Origin of the sequence: Segatella albensis DSM 11370 = JCM 12258, from assembly GCF_000426565.1 — a bacterium.
GTDB lineage: Bacteria > Bacteroidota > Bacteroidia > Bacteroidales > Bacteroidaceae > Prevotella > Prevotella albensis.
In genome coordinates this window covers 198078-214272 of sequence record NZ_KE384540.1, presented here as the reverse complement: position 1 = coordinate 214272, position 16195 = coordinate 198078, and the positions used below count along the sequence as shown (strand labels likewise).

Sequence of the window (16195 nt, the reverse complement as noted above, 5' to 3'; positions counted from 1 at the left end):
GAGGCGAATTCGAAACAATCAATCAAATTATAAATGGAAAAACATAATTTTGTGACGATTGCCGACCTCTCGAAGGAGAAAATTCTTTATCTCCTGCAGATGGCGCAAGAGTTCGAAAAACATCCAAACAGAGAACTGTTAAAGGGAAAAGTGGTAGCAACGCTTTTCTTTGAACCGTCAACCCGCACTCAACTTAGTTTCCAAACAGCAGCCAACCGCTTAGGGGCTCGTGTCATCGGCTTCTCTGATGCCAAAACCTCAAGCACCACTAAGGGCGAAACATTGAAAGATACCATACTGATGGTAAGCAATTATGCAGATGTTATCGCCATGAGGCATTACATCGAAGGAGCCGCCCAATATGCCAGCGAGGTAGCACCAATACCTATTATTAATGCAGGAGATGGTGCTCATATGCATCCTTCACAATGTCTGCTCGATTTATATTCTATATATAAAACTCAAGGAACACTAGAAAATCTAAATATTTATCTTGTAGGAGATTTGAAATATGGTCGCACGGTTCATTCTCTGATTATGGCGATGCGACACTTCAACCCAACTTTCCACTTTATTGCTCCTAAAGAATTGGCCATGCCTATGGAATATAAACTATATTGCAATGAGCATGGAATTAAATATGTGGAGCATACAGAATTCAACGAGGATATTATCGCTGATGCTGACATCTTATATATGACTCGCGTACAGAAAGAGAGATTCAGCGACTTGATGGAATACGAAAAGGTAAAGAATGTCTATATTCTGAAGAATGATATGCTGGGAAATGCTAAGCCTAACATGAAGATTATGCACCCGTTACCTCGTGTCAATGAAATCGCATACGATGTAGACGAGAATCCGCATGCCTACTATATTCAGCAGGCTAAGAATGGACTCTATGCCCGAGAAGCTATCTATAGCTACTGTCTGGGTATTACGCTCGACGATATCAAAAATGATGACACCATCATCAATTCTAAGTTTTAAAGCATTCATATAAAATGGGAAATAAGGAATTATTGGTTTCTGCTATTGAAAATGGAACCGTTATCGATCATATTCCGACCGAAAAAACTTTTCAGGTCGTAAACTTGCTCAACCTTCAGAATGAGACTCATCCTGTAACGATAGGATTCAACCTTCCTTCAAAAAAGGTCGGCAAAAAGGGGATTATCAAAATCTCTAATAAGTTCTTTACCAATGAGGAGGTGAACCGTCTAAGTGTGGTTGCTCCTAAAATCGTACTGAACATCATCAAAAACTATGAGGTGGTAGAAAAGAAAACGGTGGAAACCCCTGATGAACTGAGAGGTATCGTGAAATGTAATAACCCTAAATGTATTACCAACAACGAACCAATGCCTACCGTATTCAATGTGGTTGACAAAGCTCATGGTATCCTGAAATGCCGATACTGTGATAAAGAGCAATTTATTGATAAAGTAGAGTTGATTTAATACTGAATAGACAAATATCAGTAAAATAACAAAATGATATAAATTCCTATATTTTTCTTTGCAGATGTTAGAAATAATATGTAAATTTGCACGCATATTTACTTAAGGGAAGATTTTAAATTTCAAAATAACACTAATAAAATGAGAAGAGATCAAGAGATTTTCGATCTTATCGAGAAAGAGCATCAGCGCCAGCTTAAAGGCATGGAGCTTATCGCATCTGAGAATTTCGTAAGTGACGAAGTGATGAACGCTATGGGTTCTTACCTAACCAACAAATACGCTGAAGGTTATCCTGGTAAGCGTTACTATGGTGGTTGTCAAGTTGTAGACGAAGTTGAAACTCTCGCTATCGAACGCGTCAAGAAATTGTTCGGTGCAGAATATGCTAACGTTCAGCCTCACTCTGGTGCTCAGGCTAATCAGGCTGTATTACTTGCTGTACTAAAACCAGGCGACACTTTCATGGGACTGGATCTTGACCAGGGCGGTCATCTTTCACATGGTAGCGAGGTAAACACTTCTGGTATGCTCTATAACCACATCGGTTACACGCTGAACCGTGAAACTGGTCGTGTGGACTACGATGAGATGGAAAGACTGGCTCTCGAAAATAAACCTAAACTGATCATCGGTGGTGGTTCTGCTTATAGCCGTGAATGGGACTATGAGCGTATGCGCAAGATTGCTGACGAGGTCGGTGCTCTCTTAATGATTGATATGGCACACCCTGCTGGTCTTATCGCTGCTGGTTTGCTGAAAAATCCATTAAAGTATGCTCATATCGTAACAACAACAACACATAAAACTCTTCGTGGTCCTCGCGGTGGTGTTATTCTATTAGGAAAAGACTTTGATAACCCTTGGGGATACACTACAAAGAAGGGCGTCGTAAAGAAAATGAGCACTTTATTCAACTCTGCTGTATTCCCAGGTAATCAGGGTGGTCCTCTGGAGCATGTCATCGCTGCCAAAGCTGTGGCTTTCGGAGAGAACCTTGAACCTTCTTGGATTGAATATGCTACACAGGTGAAAAAGAATGCTGCGGTATTGGCTGATTCTCTTATCGAACACGGTTTCAGTATCGTAAGTGGTGGTACCGATAACCATTCTATGCTACTCGACCTACGTCAGAAATATCCTGACCTAACGGGTAAGTTGGCTGAGAATGCTCTCGTTGCTGCTGACATCACTGTAAACAAGAATAAAGTGCCTTATGATGAGAGAAGTGCCTTCCAGACTTCCGGTATCCGCTTAGGTACTGCTGCCATGACAACTCGTGGTGCAAAGGAAGACATGATGCATCTGATTGCAGACTTAATCGACGAGGTCCTCGCTGATCCAGAGAATGATCAGGTAATCGCACGTGTTCGTGAAAAAGTAAATACGACCATGAAGGATTATCCTCTCTTCGCTTATTAAGTGAATAAATGAAATCTAAATAAAAGGGCTGTATCATCACATGATGACACAGCCCTTTCTTTTTATAATCAATCCCGAAAGAATCCCGAAGGGATCCCGAAGATATAAAAGGAAACTATCTTACCGTGATATGGAAACATCCCTGATGAACTTCGTACTTGATATAGCAACGATTCTTTTCACGGAAATCACGAAGTACTTCGCTGAGCACCCATTTCAAAGTATCATTCCGTACTTTTCTACGAGGTTTCCCCGGGGCTTCAACCGTTTTATATCGATTATAACAAAGATCGAATGTTGTACCATACATATGACATGAGTTCTGAGTTGCATTGCCATTATGAGTACGCAACTTCGAAACATCATCTTTACTACGTAATACACTCGTAATGATTACTTTATGCAAAGGAATACCCTTACATTGTAAACTATCATAGAAACTACGACCAATATCCTGAAGAAGGACAGAGGCCCTAGGTACTAAATATGGTATACTCGAATGAAGTTTGTCAATATAGAAATAAGGATTACTACCTACATACACCAGTTTATCTTTCTGATGCACAGCTTCATCTCGATTCAAAATAGGCTTTACACCAAATTGCTGAGCAGCAATCAACTGAACATCATTCTGATCCGGGAAAGTTTTCCCAAAATTAGGTACGCTATAGATACGATTCTTAACCAAAGATCCATCTGGATTAAAGAAACGCGACTGCGCAAACTGATAAATAGAAATCTTAGAAACTGAAGTATGAGATTTATTGGCTTCAACAGATGATGTATCGGAACTGCCAGACAGAACATAAGCACCGGAATCAACAGCTATAGAATCAGAGGTTGAATCTATTGGAGTTCGATTCTTGGCAACCCCTGGAAATATCAGTTTGATTAGAAACAAGAGAACAACAATTGCTGAGAAAACTTTAAGAAATGTATTTTTTGTAATCTTCATTTAATATTCTTGTGTATTTTAAGCGCAAAAGTACAAAAAAGATTAGATATAGGAGACTAGTTTCACTATTTTTTTGTAAATTTGCAGCGTTTAATAAAATAAGGTAAAACCAGTTTTTAAAGTAGTACATTGATAGAGAAACATATTGTATTAGAGGATATTGACCCAGTAGTATTTTATGGTGTCAACAACTGTCATCTGCAAATGATTAAGTCGTTATTTCCAAAATTACGCATCGTAGCCAGAGACAACGTTCTACGCGTGCTTGGAGATGAAGAAGAAATGGCTAAATTTGAGGAAGACATTGAAAGCATGCGGAAACATGTCATCAAGTTTAACACTATCAATGACGAAGATATTCTCGACATCGCCAAAGGAAAAAAGACAAAAGCTGATGCAGCAAAAGGTGTATTGGTATATAGTATTTCCGGACGCCCTATAAAAAGTAGGAGCGAGAATCAACAAAAACTAATTGATGCCTTTGAAAAGAGTGACATGATGTTTGCCGTCGGCCCTGCCGGAACAGGAAAGACTTATCTCAGTATAGCTCTCGCCGTTAAGGCTCTGAAAGAAAAGCAAGCTAAAAAGATTATTCTCTCACGCCCTGCTGTAGAAGCCGGTGAGAAACTTGGTTTCCTCCCTGGTGACATGAAAGATAAAATCGATCCATATCTGCAACCGCTATACGATGCCTTGGAAGATATGATACCAGCGGTAAAACTGCAAGACATGATGGAGAAACATATCATCCAGATTGCCCCACTCGCCTTCATGCGTGGTAGAACTCTAAGCGACGCCGTCGTAATCCTCGACGAAGCTCAAAATACAACTCCACAACAAATCAGGATGTTCCTAACCAGAATGGGATGGAATACTAAAATGATAATTACTGGAGATATGACGCAGATTGACCTTCCTAGAGAACAAAAAAGCGGACTGAAGGAAGCTCTCAAAATTCTCAAGAAGATAGAAGGTATCTCCATTATCAACTTAGGTCAGAAGGATATCGTCAGACATAAACTCGTCACGCGAATCGTTAATGCCTACGATGCCTACGATAAGAAAATAGAGGAGGAAAAGGAAACACGTAAACTTGAGAGAGAAAATTCTCACAAAAACTCAATTCCTTATATCGAAAAGAGTACGACAACAAAGAATTAGGATTTAATAATATAAAACTAAAATGAAAGCATTGACTAAGACTGATTTCCATTTTGATGGACAGAAAAGTGTTTACCACGGTAAGGTACGTGACGTTTATGACATTAACGATGACTTGATGGTCATGGTTGCAACCGACAGAATTTCTGCATTCGACGTTGTTCTACCTAAAGGTATTCCTTTCAAGGGACAAGTACTCAACCAAATCGCAGCTAAGTTCCTTGACCTAACATCAGACATCTGTCCTAACTGGAAATTGGCTACACCAGATCCAATGGTAACAGTCGGACTGAAATGTGAAGGTTTCCGCGTTGAGATGATTATCCGCTCTATCCTCACAGGTTCTGCATGGCGTGAGTACAAAAATGGTTGCCGCGAACTTTGTGGCGTCAAATTACCTGATGGTATGAAGGAGAATCAGCGTTTCCCTGAACCTATTATCACTCCTACCACAAAAGCTGATGAGGGACATGACATGAATATCTCTAAGGAGGAAATCATCAAGCAGGGTATTGTTAGTGCTGAGGATTATGCTGTAATGGAGGACTATACTCGTAAGCTTTTTGCACGTGGACAGGAAATCGCTGCTAAACAGGGTTTGATCCTAGTCGACACAAAATATGAGTTTGGCAAGCGAGATGGAAAGGTTTACCTTATCGATGAAATCCATACTCCAGATTCTAGTCGTTACTTCTATGCTGATGGCTATGAGGAGAAATTCGCTAAAGGAGAACCTCAGAAGCAGCTCTCAAAGGAATTTGTACGTCAATGGCTTATCGAACATAACTTTATGAATGAACCTGGACAGACTATGCCAGAGATTACTGATGAATATGCAGAAAGTGTAAGCGAACGTTACATTGAACTGTATGAGCACATCACTGGCGAAAAGTTTGATAAGGCTACAGAAGATGGCGATATCGCTACTCGAATCGAAAATAATGTAAAGAACTATCTTGCTACTCGCAAGTAATCAATAACATGTACGAACAGGAAAAGATAAAGCCCTATGGGGGCGAAGGTGATAAAGGAAAATTGGTAGAGGAGATGTTTGATAACATCGCCCCTACCTATGATACGCTTAACCATCGCCTATCATGGGATATCGACAAAGGATGGCGCAAAAAGGCTATCAGGCAATTGGCTCCTTATAAGCCAAAGCGAATCCTCGACATCGCCACTGGTACTGGCGACTTCGCTATCCTATCAGCTCAAATGCTACAACCAAGTCAACTCATCGGTGCCGATATTTCAGAAGGAATGATGAATATCGGACGGGAAAAAGTTGACAAGATGAAACTGAACCATATCATTTCATTTCAGAAAGAAGACTGTCTGAACCTGACTTTCGAGGATGAAAGTTTCGATGCGATAACAGCAGCTTTCGGAATTAGAAACTTCCAAGACTTGGACAAAGGTTTAAAGGAGATGTGTCGTGTTCTAAAGAAGGGCGGGCATCTAAGTATCGTCGAATTATCTCAACCTGTAAGTTTTCCAATGCACCAACTTTTCAAAATCTATTCCCACACAATATTACCATTATACGGTAAATTGATATCGAAAGACCAAAGTGCATATAACTATCTTACGGCAACCATCGAAGCTTTCCCTCAAGGAGAGACCATGGTGGAAGTATTAAAGAAAGCAGGATTTACGGAGGCAAAATTCAAACGCCTAACTTTTGGAATCTGCACAATGTATTTTGCCACTAAATAAAATCATAAGTTTATGGAAAAATATGGATTAATAGGATACCCATTAGGACATTCTTTCTCGAAGAACTATTTTAACGAGAAATTCGAGAATGAGGGTATATCTGCTAAATATATCAACTTCGAAATTCCTAACATTCAGAATCTTCCTGAAGTGATAGACTCTAACCCTGAGCTTCAGGGATTTAATGTCACGATTCCATATAAAGAAAAGGTAATCAGTTATCTGGATTCTGTAAGTCCTGAGGCACGAGCTATAGGCGCTGTAAATGTCGTTAAGGTAACCCATAAAGGCAACAAAGTTGTATTAAAAGGTTACAATAGCGACGTTATCGGTTTTACACGAAGCATTGAACCTATGCTGGAGCCATGCCACAAGAAAGCTTTGATCCTAGGCACTGGTGGTGCCTCCAAAGCTATAAACTATGGACTCAAGTCTTTAGGTTTGGAAACTCTGTTTGTTAGTAGATTTGAACGAGAGAATACGATACAATACGAAAAGATTACTCCTGAGATCATCAAGGAATATAATGTAATCGTAAACTGTACACCTGTTGGCATGTATCCACATGCTGATGAATGTCCATTATTACCTTACGAGGCAATGGACACTCATACTCTCCTCTACGACTTGATCTACAATCCTGATCAGACTCTATTTATGAGAAAAGGAGCAGAACAAGGTGCTACTGTAAAAAATGGTCTCGAGATGCTACTTCTACAGGCTTTTGCCAGCTGGGATTTTTGGAAAGGAAAAGAATAAATAGAATATGAACAATCGTTATATGATGCGCGGTGTATCCGCTGCAAAAGAGGATGTGCACAACGCCATCAAAAACATAGATAAAGGTATCTTCCCTCAGGCTTTCTGCAAGATTATCCCAGATATCTTGGGCGGTGATCCTGAGTATTGTAACATCATGCATGCTGACGGAGCTGGAACAAAGTCTTCTTTAGCATACATGTACTGGAAAGAAACAGGCGACTTGAGTGTTTGGAAAGGTATCGCTCAGGATGCTATCGTAATGAACACGGATGACCTTCTCTGCGTGGGAGCTGTCGACAACATCTTAGTAAGTTCAACCATCGGGCGAAACAAGATGCTTGTTCCCGGTGAGGTAATCTCTGCCATTATCAATGGTACAGATGAGTTATTGGCAGAATTAAGAGATATGGGCGTGGGTATCTACCCTACAGGTGGAGAGACTGCCGACGTCGGCGACTTGGTAAGAACTATTATTGTAGATTCTACTGTAACAAGCCGCATGAAAAGAAGTGATGTTATCAACAATGCTAACATTCGTCCTGGTGATGTTATTGTAGGATTGAGTTCTACAGGACAGGCCACATATGAAAAGAGATACAATGGCGGTATGGGAAGTAATGGATTGACCAGTGCACGTCATGATGTATTTGCTAAATATTTAGCAGAGAAATATCCAGAAAGTTTTGACCACGCTGTACCAAATGAATTAGTATATAGTGGTAAATACAGACTTACTGATGAGGTGGAAGAAAGTCCTGTAAATGCTGGTCAGTTGGTACTTTCTCCAACTCGCACCTATGCTCCGGTCATCAAGAAGATTCTCGATGAACTACGTTCTGAAATTCATGGAATGGTACACTGTACCGGTGGAGCTCAGACCAAAGTTCTCCACTTTGTTGGTGAAAACTGCAAAGTCGTTAAAGACAACATGTTCCCAATACCTCCACTCTTCAAGGCTATCCATGATTGTAGTGGAACAGATTGGAAGGAAATGTATCAGGTCTTCAACATGGGACACAGAATGGAGATATATGTTCGCCCAGAAATTGCAGAAAAAGTAATCGCGATTAGTAAGAGTTTCAACATTGATGCTCAGGTTGTAGGTCATATTGAGGAAGGCAAACGCTCATTAACCATCAAGAGCGAATTCGGAACGTTCGATTATTAAAATTAATTATAATACAAATTTACAAAGTATGCCAGATAACAATAGCATATTACAAAAATTAGATGGCTTGGAGGCTCGCTTCGAGGAGGTATCAACATTGATTACCGACCCTAGCGTGATAGCCGATCAGCAACGCTATGTAAAGTTGACAAGGGAATACAAGGAATTAAGTGATGTAATGGAGGCTCGCAAGCGTTATATTACATGCTTAAACAGTATTAAGGAAGCAAAGGATATCCTTGCCAACGAAAGCGATCCTGACATGAAAGAGATGGCTCGTGAAGAGTTGTCAGCTAATGAAGAACTCCAGCCAAAACTCGAGGAAGAAATTAAGATTGCACTGGTACCAAAAGATCCTGAAGATGCCAAGAATGTTCAGATGGAAATTCGTGCTGGTGCCGGTGGCGATGAAGCAGCTCTTTTTGCAGGTGATTTATTCAACATGTATAAAAAATATTGCGATAAAAAGGGCTGGAATTTAAGTATCACATCTGTATCTGAAGGTGCTGTCGGTGGATTTAAGGAAATCGACTGTGCTATAAGTGGCGAAGGTGTGTATGGCGTTCTGAAATACGAAAGTGGAGTACATCGCGTTCAACGTGTTCCTGCAACAGAAACCCAAGGTCGTATGCATACATCCGCAGCAACTGTTGCTGTACTTCCTGAAGCTGACAAGTTTGAGGTCAACATCAACGAAGGCGACATTAAATGGGATACTTTCCGTAGTAGTGGAGCTGGTGGACAGAATGTGAACAAGGTTGAATCTGGAGTTCGTCTTCGCTACCCTTGGAAGAATCCAAACACCGGTGAAGTTGAGGAAATCCTCATCGAATGTACAGAAACACGTGACCAACCTAAGAATAAGGAGCGTGCATTAAGCCGACTTTATACTTTCATTCACGACCGCGAACATCAAAAATATGTAGATGACATCGCAAGTCGTCGTAAGAGTCTGGTATCAACTGGTGACCGTTCTGCAAAAATCAGAACATACAATTTCCCTCAAGGTCGTGTGACCGATCATCGTATTGGATATACAACCCATGATCTCAACGGATTCTTAAATGGTGATATTCAGGACATGATCGATGCATTGACTGTAGCTGAAAATGCTGAGAAATTGAAGGAAAGTGAATTATAAATAATATAATCATTAAATGTTATGGGATTACTGTATACTAAAAAGAAAGATGACGAAGAGGAGGAGAAGACTATACAGGCTGAAGACTTCATGAAACTCCAAGTTTCCTTGAAAAAGAATCCTGATAGGAGGAAAGAAGTACCCAAAACAGAAACACCTAAATAATGAATAGAAAAGAGTTAATCAATCAGATTTTCAGTAAAAAGACATTCCTTTGTGTAGGCCTAGATACTGATATAAATAAGATGCCTGCACATCTAAAGGATGATGAGAACGGTATCTTCAAGTTCAACAAGGCGATCATTGATGCTACCGCCCCATACTGTGTAGCATACAAGCCAAACCTGGCATTTTATGAATGCTATGGATTAAAAGGTATGAGCGCATTTGAACAAACCATCAATTATCTGAAAGAATCTTATCCTCACCACTTTATTATTGCTGACGCAAAACGTGGGGATATCGGTAATACGTCAAAAATGTATGCGCAAACCTTCTTCGAGGAGTATAATCTGGATGCATTGACTGTTGCTCCATATATGGGTGAAGATAGTGTAAAACCATTCTTGGAATATGATGGTAAATGGGTCATCTTACTTGCACTGACAAGTAATCAAGGTAGCCATGACTTTCAACTTACTGAGGACAAAGACGGCGAAAGACTCTTCGAAAAGGTTCTCAGAAAGTCACAAGAATGGGGAAATGATGAAAATATGATGTATGTTGTAGGTGCAACTCAAGGTGAAATGTTTAAGGACATCAGAAAGTGCGCACCTAATCATTTCCTATTAGTACCAGGTGTAGGAGCACAAGGCGGAAGTTTACAGGAAGTTTGTAAATATGGTATGATCAAAGACTGTGGACTACTGGTAAACTCCAGCCGAGGCATCATCTATGCAAGCAATGGCGAAGACTTTGCTACAGCTGCGGCAGAAAAAGCAAAAAGTTTGCAGCAACAGATGGAAGTAGAACTTTCGAAAAAATAAAGCCTATGAACGACAGCAAGATCATTAGCGACCCAGTATTTGGGTTCATAAAAATTCCTCGTGGTCTACTCTACAATATTGTAAAGCATCCACTTATGCAGAGACTGACGAGAATCAAGCAAAATGGTCTTGCCTCCGTCGTTTACCCTGGCGCACAACACACGCGCTTTCAGCACTCTATTGGAGCATTCCATTTGATGAGCGAAGCTATTCTTTCGCTCCAGCAAAAGGGCATCTTTATCTTTGATAGCGAAGCCGAAGCTGTTGAAGCAGCCATCTTAATGCACGATATTGGGCACGGTCCATTCTCACATGTTCTTGAAAACACCCTCATACAAGGTATATCTCACGAGGACATCTCCCTCTTGATGATGGATGAAATAAACAAAGAGATGGACGGACAGTTAAATCTGGCTATAAAAATCTTCAAGAATGATTATCCAAAAAGTTTTCTACATCAACTCATCAGTAGTCAATTAGACGTCGACCGACTAGACTATTTACGAAGAGACAGTTTCTTTACAGGAGTACACGAAGGGAACATTGGAAGTGCTAGGATTATCAAGATGCTTGACGTCGTCGATGACAACCTTGTAGTTGAATCGAAAGGAATATATTCGATAGAAAATTATCTTACATCTCGAAGACTCATGTACTGGCAAGTCTACTATCACAAGACTGCTGTAGCATGCGAAAAAGTGCTCATCAATTTGTTGCTTAGAGCGAAATATCTAGCAGCACAAGGTGCCGACATATTCTGTCCCCCACAACTAAAATATTTCCTTTACAACCATGTAGATGCAGAATTCTTCCACACACATCCAGAAGCATTGAAAATGTATGAGATGCTCGATGATAATGACATTTGGAGCAGTGTAAAAGTATGGATGCAGCATGAAGACAAGATACTATCAACTTTAGCAACGGATTTGATAAACAGAAATATCTTTAAAGTTGAAGTCTTAGACGAGCCAATAAGTGAAGAAGAACTAACTGCTATTCAACAAAAAATAGCAGAGCAAGCAGGTGTAACCTATGAAGAAGCCAAATATCTAATCAACTATAGCACCATTCAGAAAGACATGTATGACATCAACGATGATAAGATAACAATTCTTTACAAAGACGGAACATGTAAAGACATCGCAGAAGCCTCCGACTTACTAAACGTCGCCTTACTATCAAAAAAAATACGCAAATATTATCTCTATTATCAACGTTTTTGATTTATTTTTTCTACCTTTGCAGAAATAAATAATAACAAAGATTAAAATGGAATTTACTGCAAAACAAATTGCCCAATTTATTCAAGGCAACGTAGAAGGTGACGAGAATGCCACTGTAAATACATTCGCAAAAATCGAAGAAGGTGTTCCTGGAGCGATTTCGTTTCTATCAAATCCAAAATATACTCATTATATCTACGAAACCAAATCGAGTGTTGTCCTCGTTGACGCAAGTCTCGAATTGGAAAAACCTGTTTCCACTACCATCATTCGCGTAAAAGACGCACGTGATTGTGTAGCAAAACTACTACAAATGTATTCAGAAGCCATAAATCCTAAAAAGTCAGGCATTGACTCATTGGCTTTTATCTCTCCTAAAGCAAAAGTTGGAGACAACGTATACGTAGGTGCTTTTGCATATATCGGTGATGGAGCAATCGTAGAAGACGGATGCCAGATTTATCCAAATGCATATATTGGTGACAACGTAAAACTAGGCAAGGACTGTACAATCTACCCTCACGTAACCATCTACCACGGTTGCAAGATTGGCAACAGAGTAACACTCCATGCAGGAAGTGTCATCGGAGCCGACGGCTTTGGTTTTGCGCCAAATCCAGAAACCAACAGCTATGACAAGATTCCTCAGATTGGTATTGTTACCATTGAAGATGATGTCGAGATTGGAGCAAACACCTGTATCGACCGTTCTACCATGGGTAGTACCTTTATCAGAAAAGGCGTCAAGCTTGACAACCTAGTACAAATTGCCCATAATGATGATATCGGCGAGAATACCGTCATGTCTGCTCAGGTTGGTATCGCAGGTTCTACAAAGGTCGGTCAATGGTGTATGTTTGGCGGCCAAGTAGGTGTTGCTGGTCATATCTCAATTGGAAATAAAGTATTCCTTGGAGCACAGAGTGGAGCTCCAGGAAGCATCAAAGACGATCAGACACTTATTGGTACACCACCAATGAATCCAAAGGGATATTTCAGATCTCAGGCAATATTCCGTCGTCTGCCAGAGATGTATAAGCAATTAAACGAATTGCAAAAGGAAATCGAAGAATTAAAAAACAAGAACAAATAAAGGATAAAAAGATATGTCTAAACAGAAGACTCTCAAAGGCAGTTTTTCTCTTTGTGGAAAAGGACTGCATACAGGATTGAATCTTACTGTAACATTCAATCCAGCCCCAGAAAATACTGGATATAAAATTCAACGAATAGACCTTGAGGGGCAACCTATCATTGAAGCAATCGCTGAAAATGTTGTTGACACTCAACGTGGTACTGTATTGGCAAAGGGAGACGCACGTTGCTCTACCGTTGAACATGGAATGGCTGCACTATATGCATCAGGCATCGACAACTGTTTCATCCAAGTAAACGGTCCTGAATTCCCTATCCTTGATGGTTCTGCTGAACTATATATACAAAAGATAAACGAAATAGGAATTGAAGAACAAAACGCAGAAAAGGACTATTATATCATCAGACATAAGATTGAAGTAAAAGACGAGGAGACCGGTTCTATTATTACAATCTTACCAGAAGATCAGTTCAGTATTACTGCGATGTGCTCTTTCGAAAGCAAATTCATCAACAGTCAGTTTGCAACCCTTGACAACATGGAGAATTTCGCAACAGAAATTGCCGCAGCTCGTACCTTTGTTTTTGTTCGAGACATCATGCCATTGCTTCAGGCCAACCTGATAAAAGGTGGTGATATGGACAATGCTATTGTCATTTATGAGCGTGAAGTTGATCAGCCAACACTCGACAAACTGGCAGACTTATTGAAAGTTCCACATCTTGATGCAACCAAACTGGGATACATCCAGCATCGTCCATTAATGTGGGAGAACGAATGTACACGTCACAAGTTGCTTGATATCATTGGTGATATGGCTTTGATTGGTAAACCTATAAAGGGCCGCATTATTGCAACCCGTCCTGGACATACCATCAACAACAAGTTTGCACGTCAGATGCGTAAGGAGATTCGAAAGCATGAGATACAGGCTCCTATCTATAATCCAAACGAGGAACCTATCATGGATAATATCCGTATTCGTCAACTTCTTCCTCATCGTTATCCAATGCAGTTGGTTGACAAAGTCATCGCAATGGGACCAACAACAATCGTTGGTGTAAAGAACGTAACAGCTAACGAACCATTCTTCCAAGGTCACTTTCCTGAAGAACCTGTTATGCCTGGTGTCCTTCAGGTAGAAGCCATGGCACAATGTGGAGGGTTACTCGTCTTGAATCAGTTGGAAGAACCAGAACGTTGGTCTACATATTTCATGAAGATAGACGATGTAAAATTCCGTCAGAAAGTCATACCTGGAGACACTTTATTATTTAAGGTAGAACTATTGGCTCCTGTACGTCACGGAATCAGTTCTATGAAGGGTTATGTTTTTGTTGGTGACCATGTTGTGGCAGAAGCAACATTCACAGCACAAATTGTAAAAAATAAATAAAACATTATGTCAAATCAGATTAGTCCATTAGCATTTGTACATCCTGAGGCTAAACTAGGAGAAAATAACATCATAGGTCCATTCTGTTACATTGACAAGAATACAGAAATTGGTGACAATAATGTATTCCAGAATAGTGTAACAATAAATTATGGTGCTCGTATCGGAAATGGGAACGAAATATTCCCGGGTGCAAGCATCTCAACAAAGCCACAAGACCTAAAATTCAGAGGAGAAGATACAACTTGTATCATTGGTGATAACAACAGTATCCGCGAGAATGTAACTATCTCTAGAGGTACCGCATCAAAAGGTACAACCATCGTAGGAAGCAATAACTTATTGATGGAGAATATGCACGTTGCTCATGACTGTGTATTAGGAAGCCATCTAATCATCGGAAACTCTACAAAGTTTGCCGGTGAGGTTGTTGTTGACGACAATGCCATCGTCAGCGCAACAGTATTATGTCACCAGTTCTGTCGTATTGGTGGCTATGTAATGATTCAGGGAGGCTGTCGTTTCAGTCAAGACATTCCACCTTATATCATTGCAGGTAAGGAGCCTACAAAATATTGTGGAGTCAACCTTGTCGGGCTTCGTCGCCATGGTTTCAGTAGAGAACTCATCGACAATATCCATGAAGCATACCGCTTATTATATTCTAAGGGTATCTTAAAGGAAGGTATTGAGGAAATCAAGAAGAATTTAGAAATAACTCCAGAAATTCAATATATCATCGATTTCGTTGAGAGTTCTAAACGCGGAATCATTCGATAAATGAAAACACTCGTTGTTGTTTTAGGTCCTACCGGAGTAGGAAAAACGGAACTGTGCTTACAAATTGCTGAGCATTATGGCATCCCAATCATCAATGCAGATTCACGTCAAATATTTGCGGAACTGCCAATTGGTACGGCAGCTCCGACCCTAGAACAACAACGTCGTGTATTTCATTACTTTGTAGGGAATCATCATATCCAAGATTATTATTCTGCTTCCATGTACGAACAAGATACGATGATTCTCTTAGAAAAACTTTTTCAGAAGTCTGACATTGCTCTTTTGACAGGAGGAAGCATGATGTATATTGATGCCGTATGCAAAGGTATCGATGACATCCCTACTGTAGATGAAGAGACAAGAGCAACCATGAAAAGACGACTCGAAGAAGAAGGCTTGGAAGCATTAGTAGAAGAATTAAAAGAAGTAGACCCTGAACATTGGAAGGTAGTAGACCGAAAGAACCCACGAAGAGTGGTCCATGCCCTTGAGATCTGCAGCATGACAGGAAAGACATACACTTCTTTTAGAAAGAACAAAATAAAAAAACGTCCATTCAATATCATAAAGATTGGTCTGAACAGAGATCGGGAAGAGCTCTACAACAGGATCAACCAAAGAGTATTGGATATGATAGGAAACGGACTGGAAGCTGAAGCTAGAAAAGTATTTCCATTAAAAGGACTCAATTCTTTAAACACTGTTGGTTACAAAGAGATGTTCAGCTATTTTGAGTCGAAAATAGACAAGGCTGAAGCAATAAGACAAATACAGTCTAATTCCCGACGCTATATGCGAAAACAACTGACATGGTTCAAACATGATGAAGAAATACAATGGTTTCACCCAGATAACATTAAAGAAATCATAAATTATCTGGATACAACACTGCAGATAACAAATAAATAGGTAAATTTGCGTGA

17 protein-coding genes are annotated in these 16195 nt (G+C 40.1%); 16 read left to right on the top strand and 1 reads right to left on the bottom strand.

Features of this window, described 5'->3' with window-relative positions:
* The first annotated feature begins 33 nt into the window (after nucleotides 1-33).
* From pyrB to glyA, 3 genes are all read left to right on the top strand, one after another.
* Nucleotides 34-990: an aspartate carbamoyltransferase gene (gene pyrB / locus K333_RS0110755; protein ID WP_024990057.1), complete on the top strand. Its 957-nt coding sequence runs from the start codon at nucleotides 34-36 to the stop codon at nucleotides 988-990.
* Between the two features lie 14 nt (nucleotides 991-1004).
* Nucleotides 1005-1460: an aspartate carbamoyltransferase regulatory subunit gene (gene pyrI / locus K333_RS0110750; RefSeq protein ID WP_024990056.1), complete on the top strand. Its 456-nt coding sequence runs from the start codon at nucleotides 1005-1007 to the stop codon at nucleotides 1458-1460.
* Nucleotides 1461-1601: 141 nt separating this feature from the next.
* Complete coding sequence (gene glyA, locus K333_RS0110745; protein ID WP_024990055.1) at nucleotides 1602-2882, top strand: serine hydroxymethyltransferase; 1281 nt, start codon at nucleotides 1602-1604, stop codon at nucleotides 2880-2882.
* Between the two features lie 115 nt (nucleotides 2883-2997).
* Here glyA and K333_RS0110740 read toward each other — a convergent pair whose 3' ends face one another.
* On the bottom strand, nucleotides 2998-3837 hold the full coding sequence (locus tag K333_RS0110740; RefSeq protein WP_024990054.1) for a DUF5715 family protein: 840 nt from the start codon (nucleotides 3835-3837) through the stop codon (nucleotides 2998-3000).
* Between the two features lie 129 nt (nucleotides 3838-3966).
* On the opposite strand from K333_RS0110740, the gene K333_RS0110735 reads away from it, so the two are divergent.
* From K333_RS0110735 to miaA, 13 genes are read left to right on the top strand one after another with little or no spacing between them, the layout of a single operon-like run.
* Entirely contained in the window at nucleotides 3967-4998 is a 1032-nt protein-coding gene (locus K333_RS0110735; RefSeq protein ID WP_024990053.1) for a PhoH family protein, read from the top strand.
* Between the two features lie 22 nt (nucleotides 4999-5020).
* Nucleotides 5021-5971 (top strand): phosphoribosylaminoimidazolesuccinocarboxamide synthase, encoded by a 951-nt coding sequence (locus K333_RS0110730; protein WP_024990052.1) that lies wholly within the window; start codon nucleotides 5021-5023, stop codon nucleotides 5969-5971.
* Nucleotides 5972-5979: 8 nt separating this feature from the next.
* Nucleotides 5980-6714, top strand: coding sequence for a bifunctional demethylmenaquinone methyltransferase/2-methoxy-6-polyprenyl-1,4-benzoquinol methylase UbiE (gene ubiE, locus K333_RS0110725; protein WP_024990051.1), 735 nt, complete (start codon nucleotides 5980-5982; stop codon nucleotides 6712-6714).
* Between the two features lie 12 nt (nucleotides 6715-6726).
* The gene (locus K333_RS0110720; RefSeq protein WP_024990050.1) at nucleotides 6727-7473 is read left to right on the top strand and encodes a shikimate dehydrogenase family protein; all 747 of its coding nucleotides are present in this window, start codon (nucleotides 6727-6729) and stop codon (nucleotides 7471-7473) included.
* A gap of 7 nt (nucleotides 7474-7480) precedes the next feature.
* Nucleotides 7481-8644, top strand: a complete 1164-nt coding sequence (locus K333_RS0110715; RefSeq protein WP_027452695.1) for an AIR synthase-related protein — start codon at nucleotides 7481-7483, stop codon at nucleotides 8642-8644.
* A 28-nt stretch (nucleotides 8645-8672) separates the two neighbouring features.
* The gene (gene prfA / locus K333_RS0110710; protein ID WP_024990049.1) at nucleotides 8673-9785 is read left to right on the top strand and encodes a peptide chain release factor 1; all 1113 of its coding nucleotides are present in this window, start codon (nucleotides 8673-8675) and stop codon (nucleotides 9783-9785) included.
* Nucleotides 9786-9806: 21 nt separating this feature from the next.
* Complete coding sequence (locus tag K333_RS13365; RefSeq protein WP_169714162.1) at nucleotides 9807-9950, top strand: hypothetical protein; 144 nt, start codon at nucleotides 9807-9809, stop codon at nucleotides 9948-9950.
* On the top strand, nucleotides 9950-10771 hold the full coding sequence (gene pyrF, locus K333_RS0110700; protein ID WP_024990048.1) for an orotidine-5'-phosphate decarboxylase: 822 nt from the start codon (nucleotides 9950-9952) through the stop codon (nucleotides 10769-10771). The genes K333_RS13365 and pyrF overlap by 1 nt, the downstream gene beginning before the upstream one ends.
* A 5-nt stretch (nucleotides 10772-10776) precedes the next feature.
* Entirely contained in the window at nucleotides 10777-11997 is a 1221-nt protein-coding gene (locus K333_RS0110695) for an HD domain-containing protein (protein ID WP_024990047.1), read from the top strand.
* A gap of 46 nt (nucleotides 11998-12043) precedes the next feature.
* Nucleotides 12044-13090: a UDP-3-O-(3-hydroxymyristoyl)glucosamine N-acyltransferase gene (lpxD, locus tag K333_RS0110690; RefSeq protein WP_024990046.1), complete on the top strand. Its 1047-nt coding sequence runs from the start codon at nucleotides 12044-12046 to the stop codon at nucleotides 13088-13090.
* Between the two features lie 13 nt (nucleotides 13091-13103).
* Nucleotides 13104-14489 carry a bifunctional UDP-3-O-[3-hydroxymyristoyl] N-acetylglucosamine deacetylase/3-hydroxyacyl-ACP dehydratase gene (locus tag K333_RS0110685; RefSeq protein ID WP_027452694.1) on the top strand — a complete coding sequence of 462 codons (1386 nt, stop codon included), beginning with the start codon at nucleotides 13104-13106 and terminating at the stop codon, nucleotides 14487-14489.
* Nucleotides 14490-14495: 6 nt separating this feature from the next.
* Nucleotides 14496-15269: an acyl-ACP--UDP-N-acetylglucosamine O-acyltransferase gene (lpxA, locus tag K333_RS0110680; RefSeq protein WP_024990045.1), complete on the top strand. Its 774-nt coding sequence runs from the start codon at nucleotides 14496-14498 to the stop codon at nucleotides 15267-15269.
* Nucleotides 15270-16181, top strand: coding sequence for a tRNA (adenosine(37)-N6)-dimethylallyltransferase MiaA (gene miaA, locus K333_RS0110675; RefSeq protein WP_027452692.1), 912 nt, complete (start codon nucleotides 15270-15272; stop codon nucleotides 16179-16181).
* The last annotated feature ends 14 nt before the right edge of the window (nucleotides 16182-16195 follow it).

Excerpts from the sequence above, each read along its gene's own strand:
- K333_RS0110715 (WP_027452695.1), top strand. The coding sequence starts at position 7,481 with ATGAACAATCGTTATATGATGCGCGGTGTATCCGCTGCAAAAGAGGAT.
- lpxA (WP_024990045.1), top strand. The coding sequence starts at position 14,496 with ATGTCAAATCAGATTAGTCCATTAGCATTTGTACATCCTGAGGCTAAA.
- pyrI (WP_024990056.1), top strand. The coding sequence starts at position 1,005 with ATGGGAAATAAGGAATTATTGGTTTCTGCTATTGAAAATGGAACCGTT.
- K333_RS13365 (WP_169714162.1), top strand. The coding sequence starts at position 9,807 with ATGGGATTACTGTATACTAAAAAGAAAGATGACGAAGAGGAGGAGAAG.
- K333_RS0110695 (WP_024990047.1), top strand. The coding sequence starts at position 10,777 with ATGAACGACAGCAAGATCATTAGCGACCCAGTATTTGGGTTCATAAAA.
- ubiE (WP_024990051.1), top strand. The coding sequence starts at position 5,980 with ATGTACGAACAGGAAAAGATAAAGCCCTATGGGGGCGAAGGTGATAAA.
- prfA (WP_024990049.1), top strand. The coding sequence starts at position 8,673 with ATGCCAGATAACAATAGCATATTACAAAAATTAGATGGCTTGGAGGCT.
- pyrF (WP_024990048.1), top strand. The coding sequence starts at position 9,950 with ATGAATAGAAAAGAGTTAATCAATCAGATTTTCAGTAAAAAGACATTC.
- K333_RS0110720 (WP_024990050.1), top strand. The coding sequence starts at position 6,727 with ATGGAAAAATATGGATTAATAGGATACCCATTAGGACATTCTTTCTCG.
- lpxD (WP_024990046.1), top strand. The coding sequence starts at position 12,044 with ATGGAATTTACTGCAAAACAAATTGCCCAATTTATTCAAGGCAACGTA.
- K333_RS0110730 (WP_024990052.1), top strand. The coding sequence starts at position 5,021 with ATGAAAGCATTGACTAAGACTGATTTCCATTTTGATGGACAGAAAAGT.
- miaA (WP_027452692.1), top strand. The coding sequence starts at position 15,270 with ATGAAAACACTCGTTGTTGTTTTAGGTCCTACCGGAGTAGGAAAAACG.
- K333_RS0110685 (WP_027452694.1), top strand. The coding sequence starts at position 13,104 with ATGTCTAAACAGAAGACTCTCAAAGGCAGTTTTTCTCTTTGTGGAAAA.
- pyrB (WP_024990057.1), top strand. The coding sequence starts at position 34 with ATGGAAAAACATAATTTTGTGACGATTGCCGACCTCTCGAAGGAGAAA.
- glyA (WP_024990055.1), top strand. The coding sequence starts at position 1,602 with ATGAGAAGAGATCAAGAGATTTTCGATCTTATCGAGAAAGAGCATCAG.
- K333_RS0110740 (WP_024990054.1), bottom strand. The coding sequence starts at position 3,837 with ATGAAGATTACAAAAAATACATTTCTTAAAGTTTTCTCAGCAATTGTT.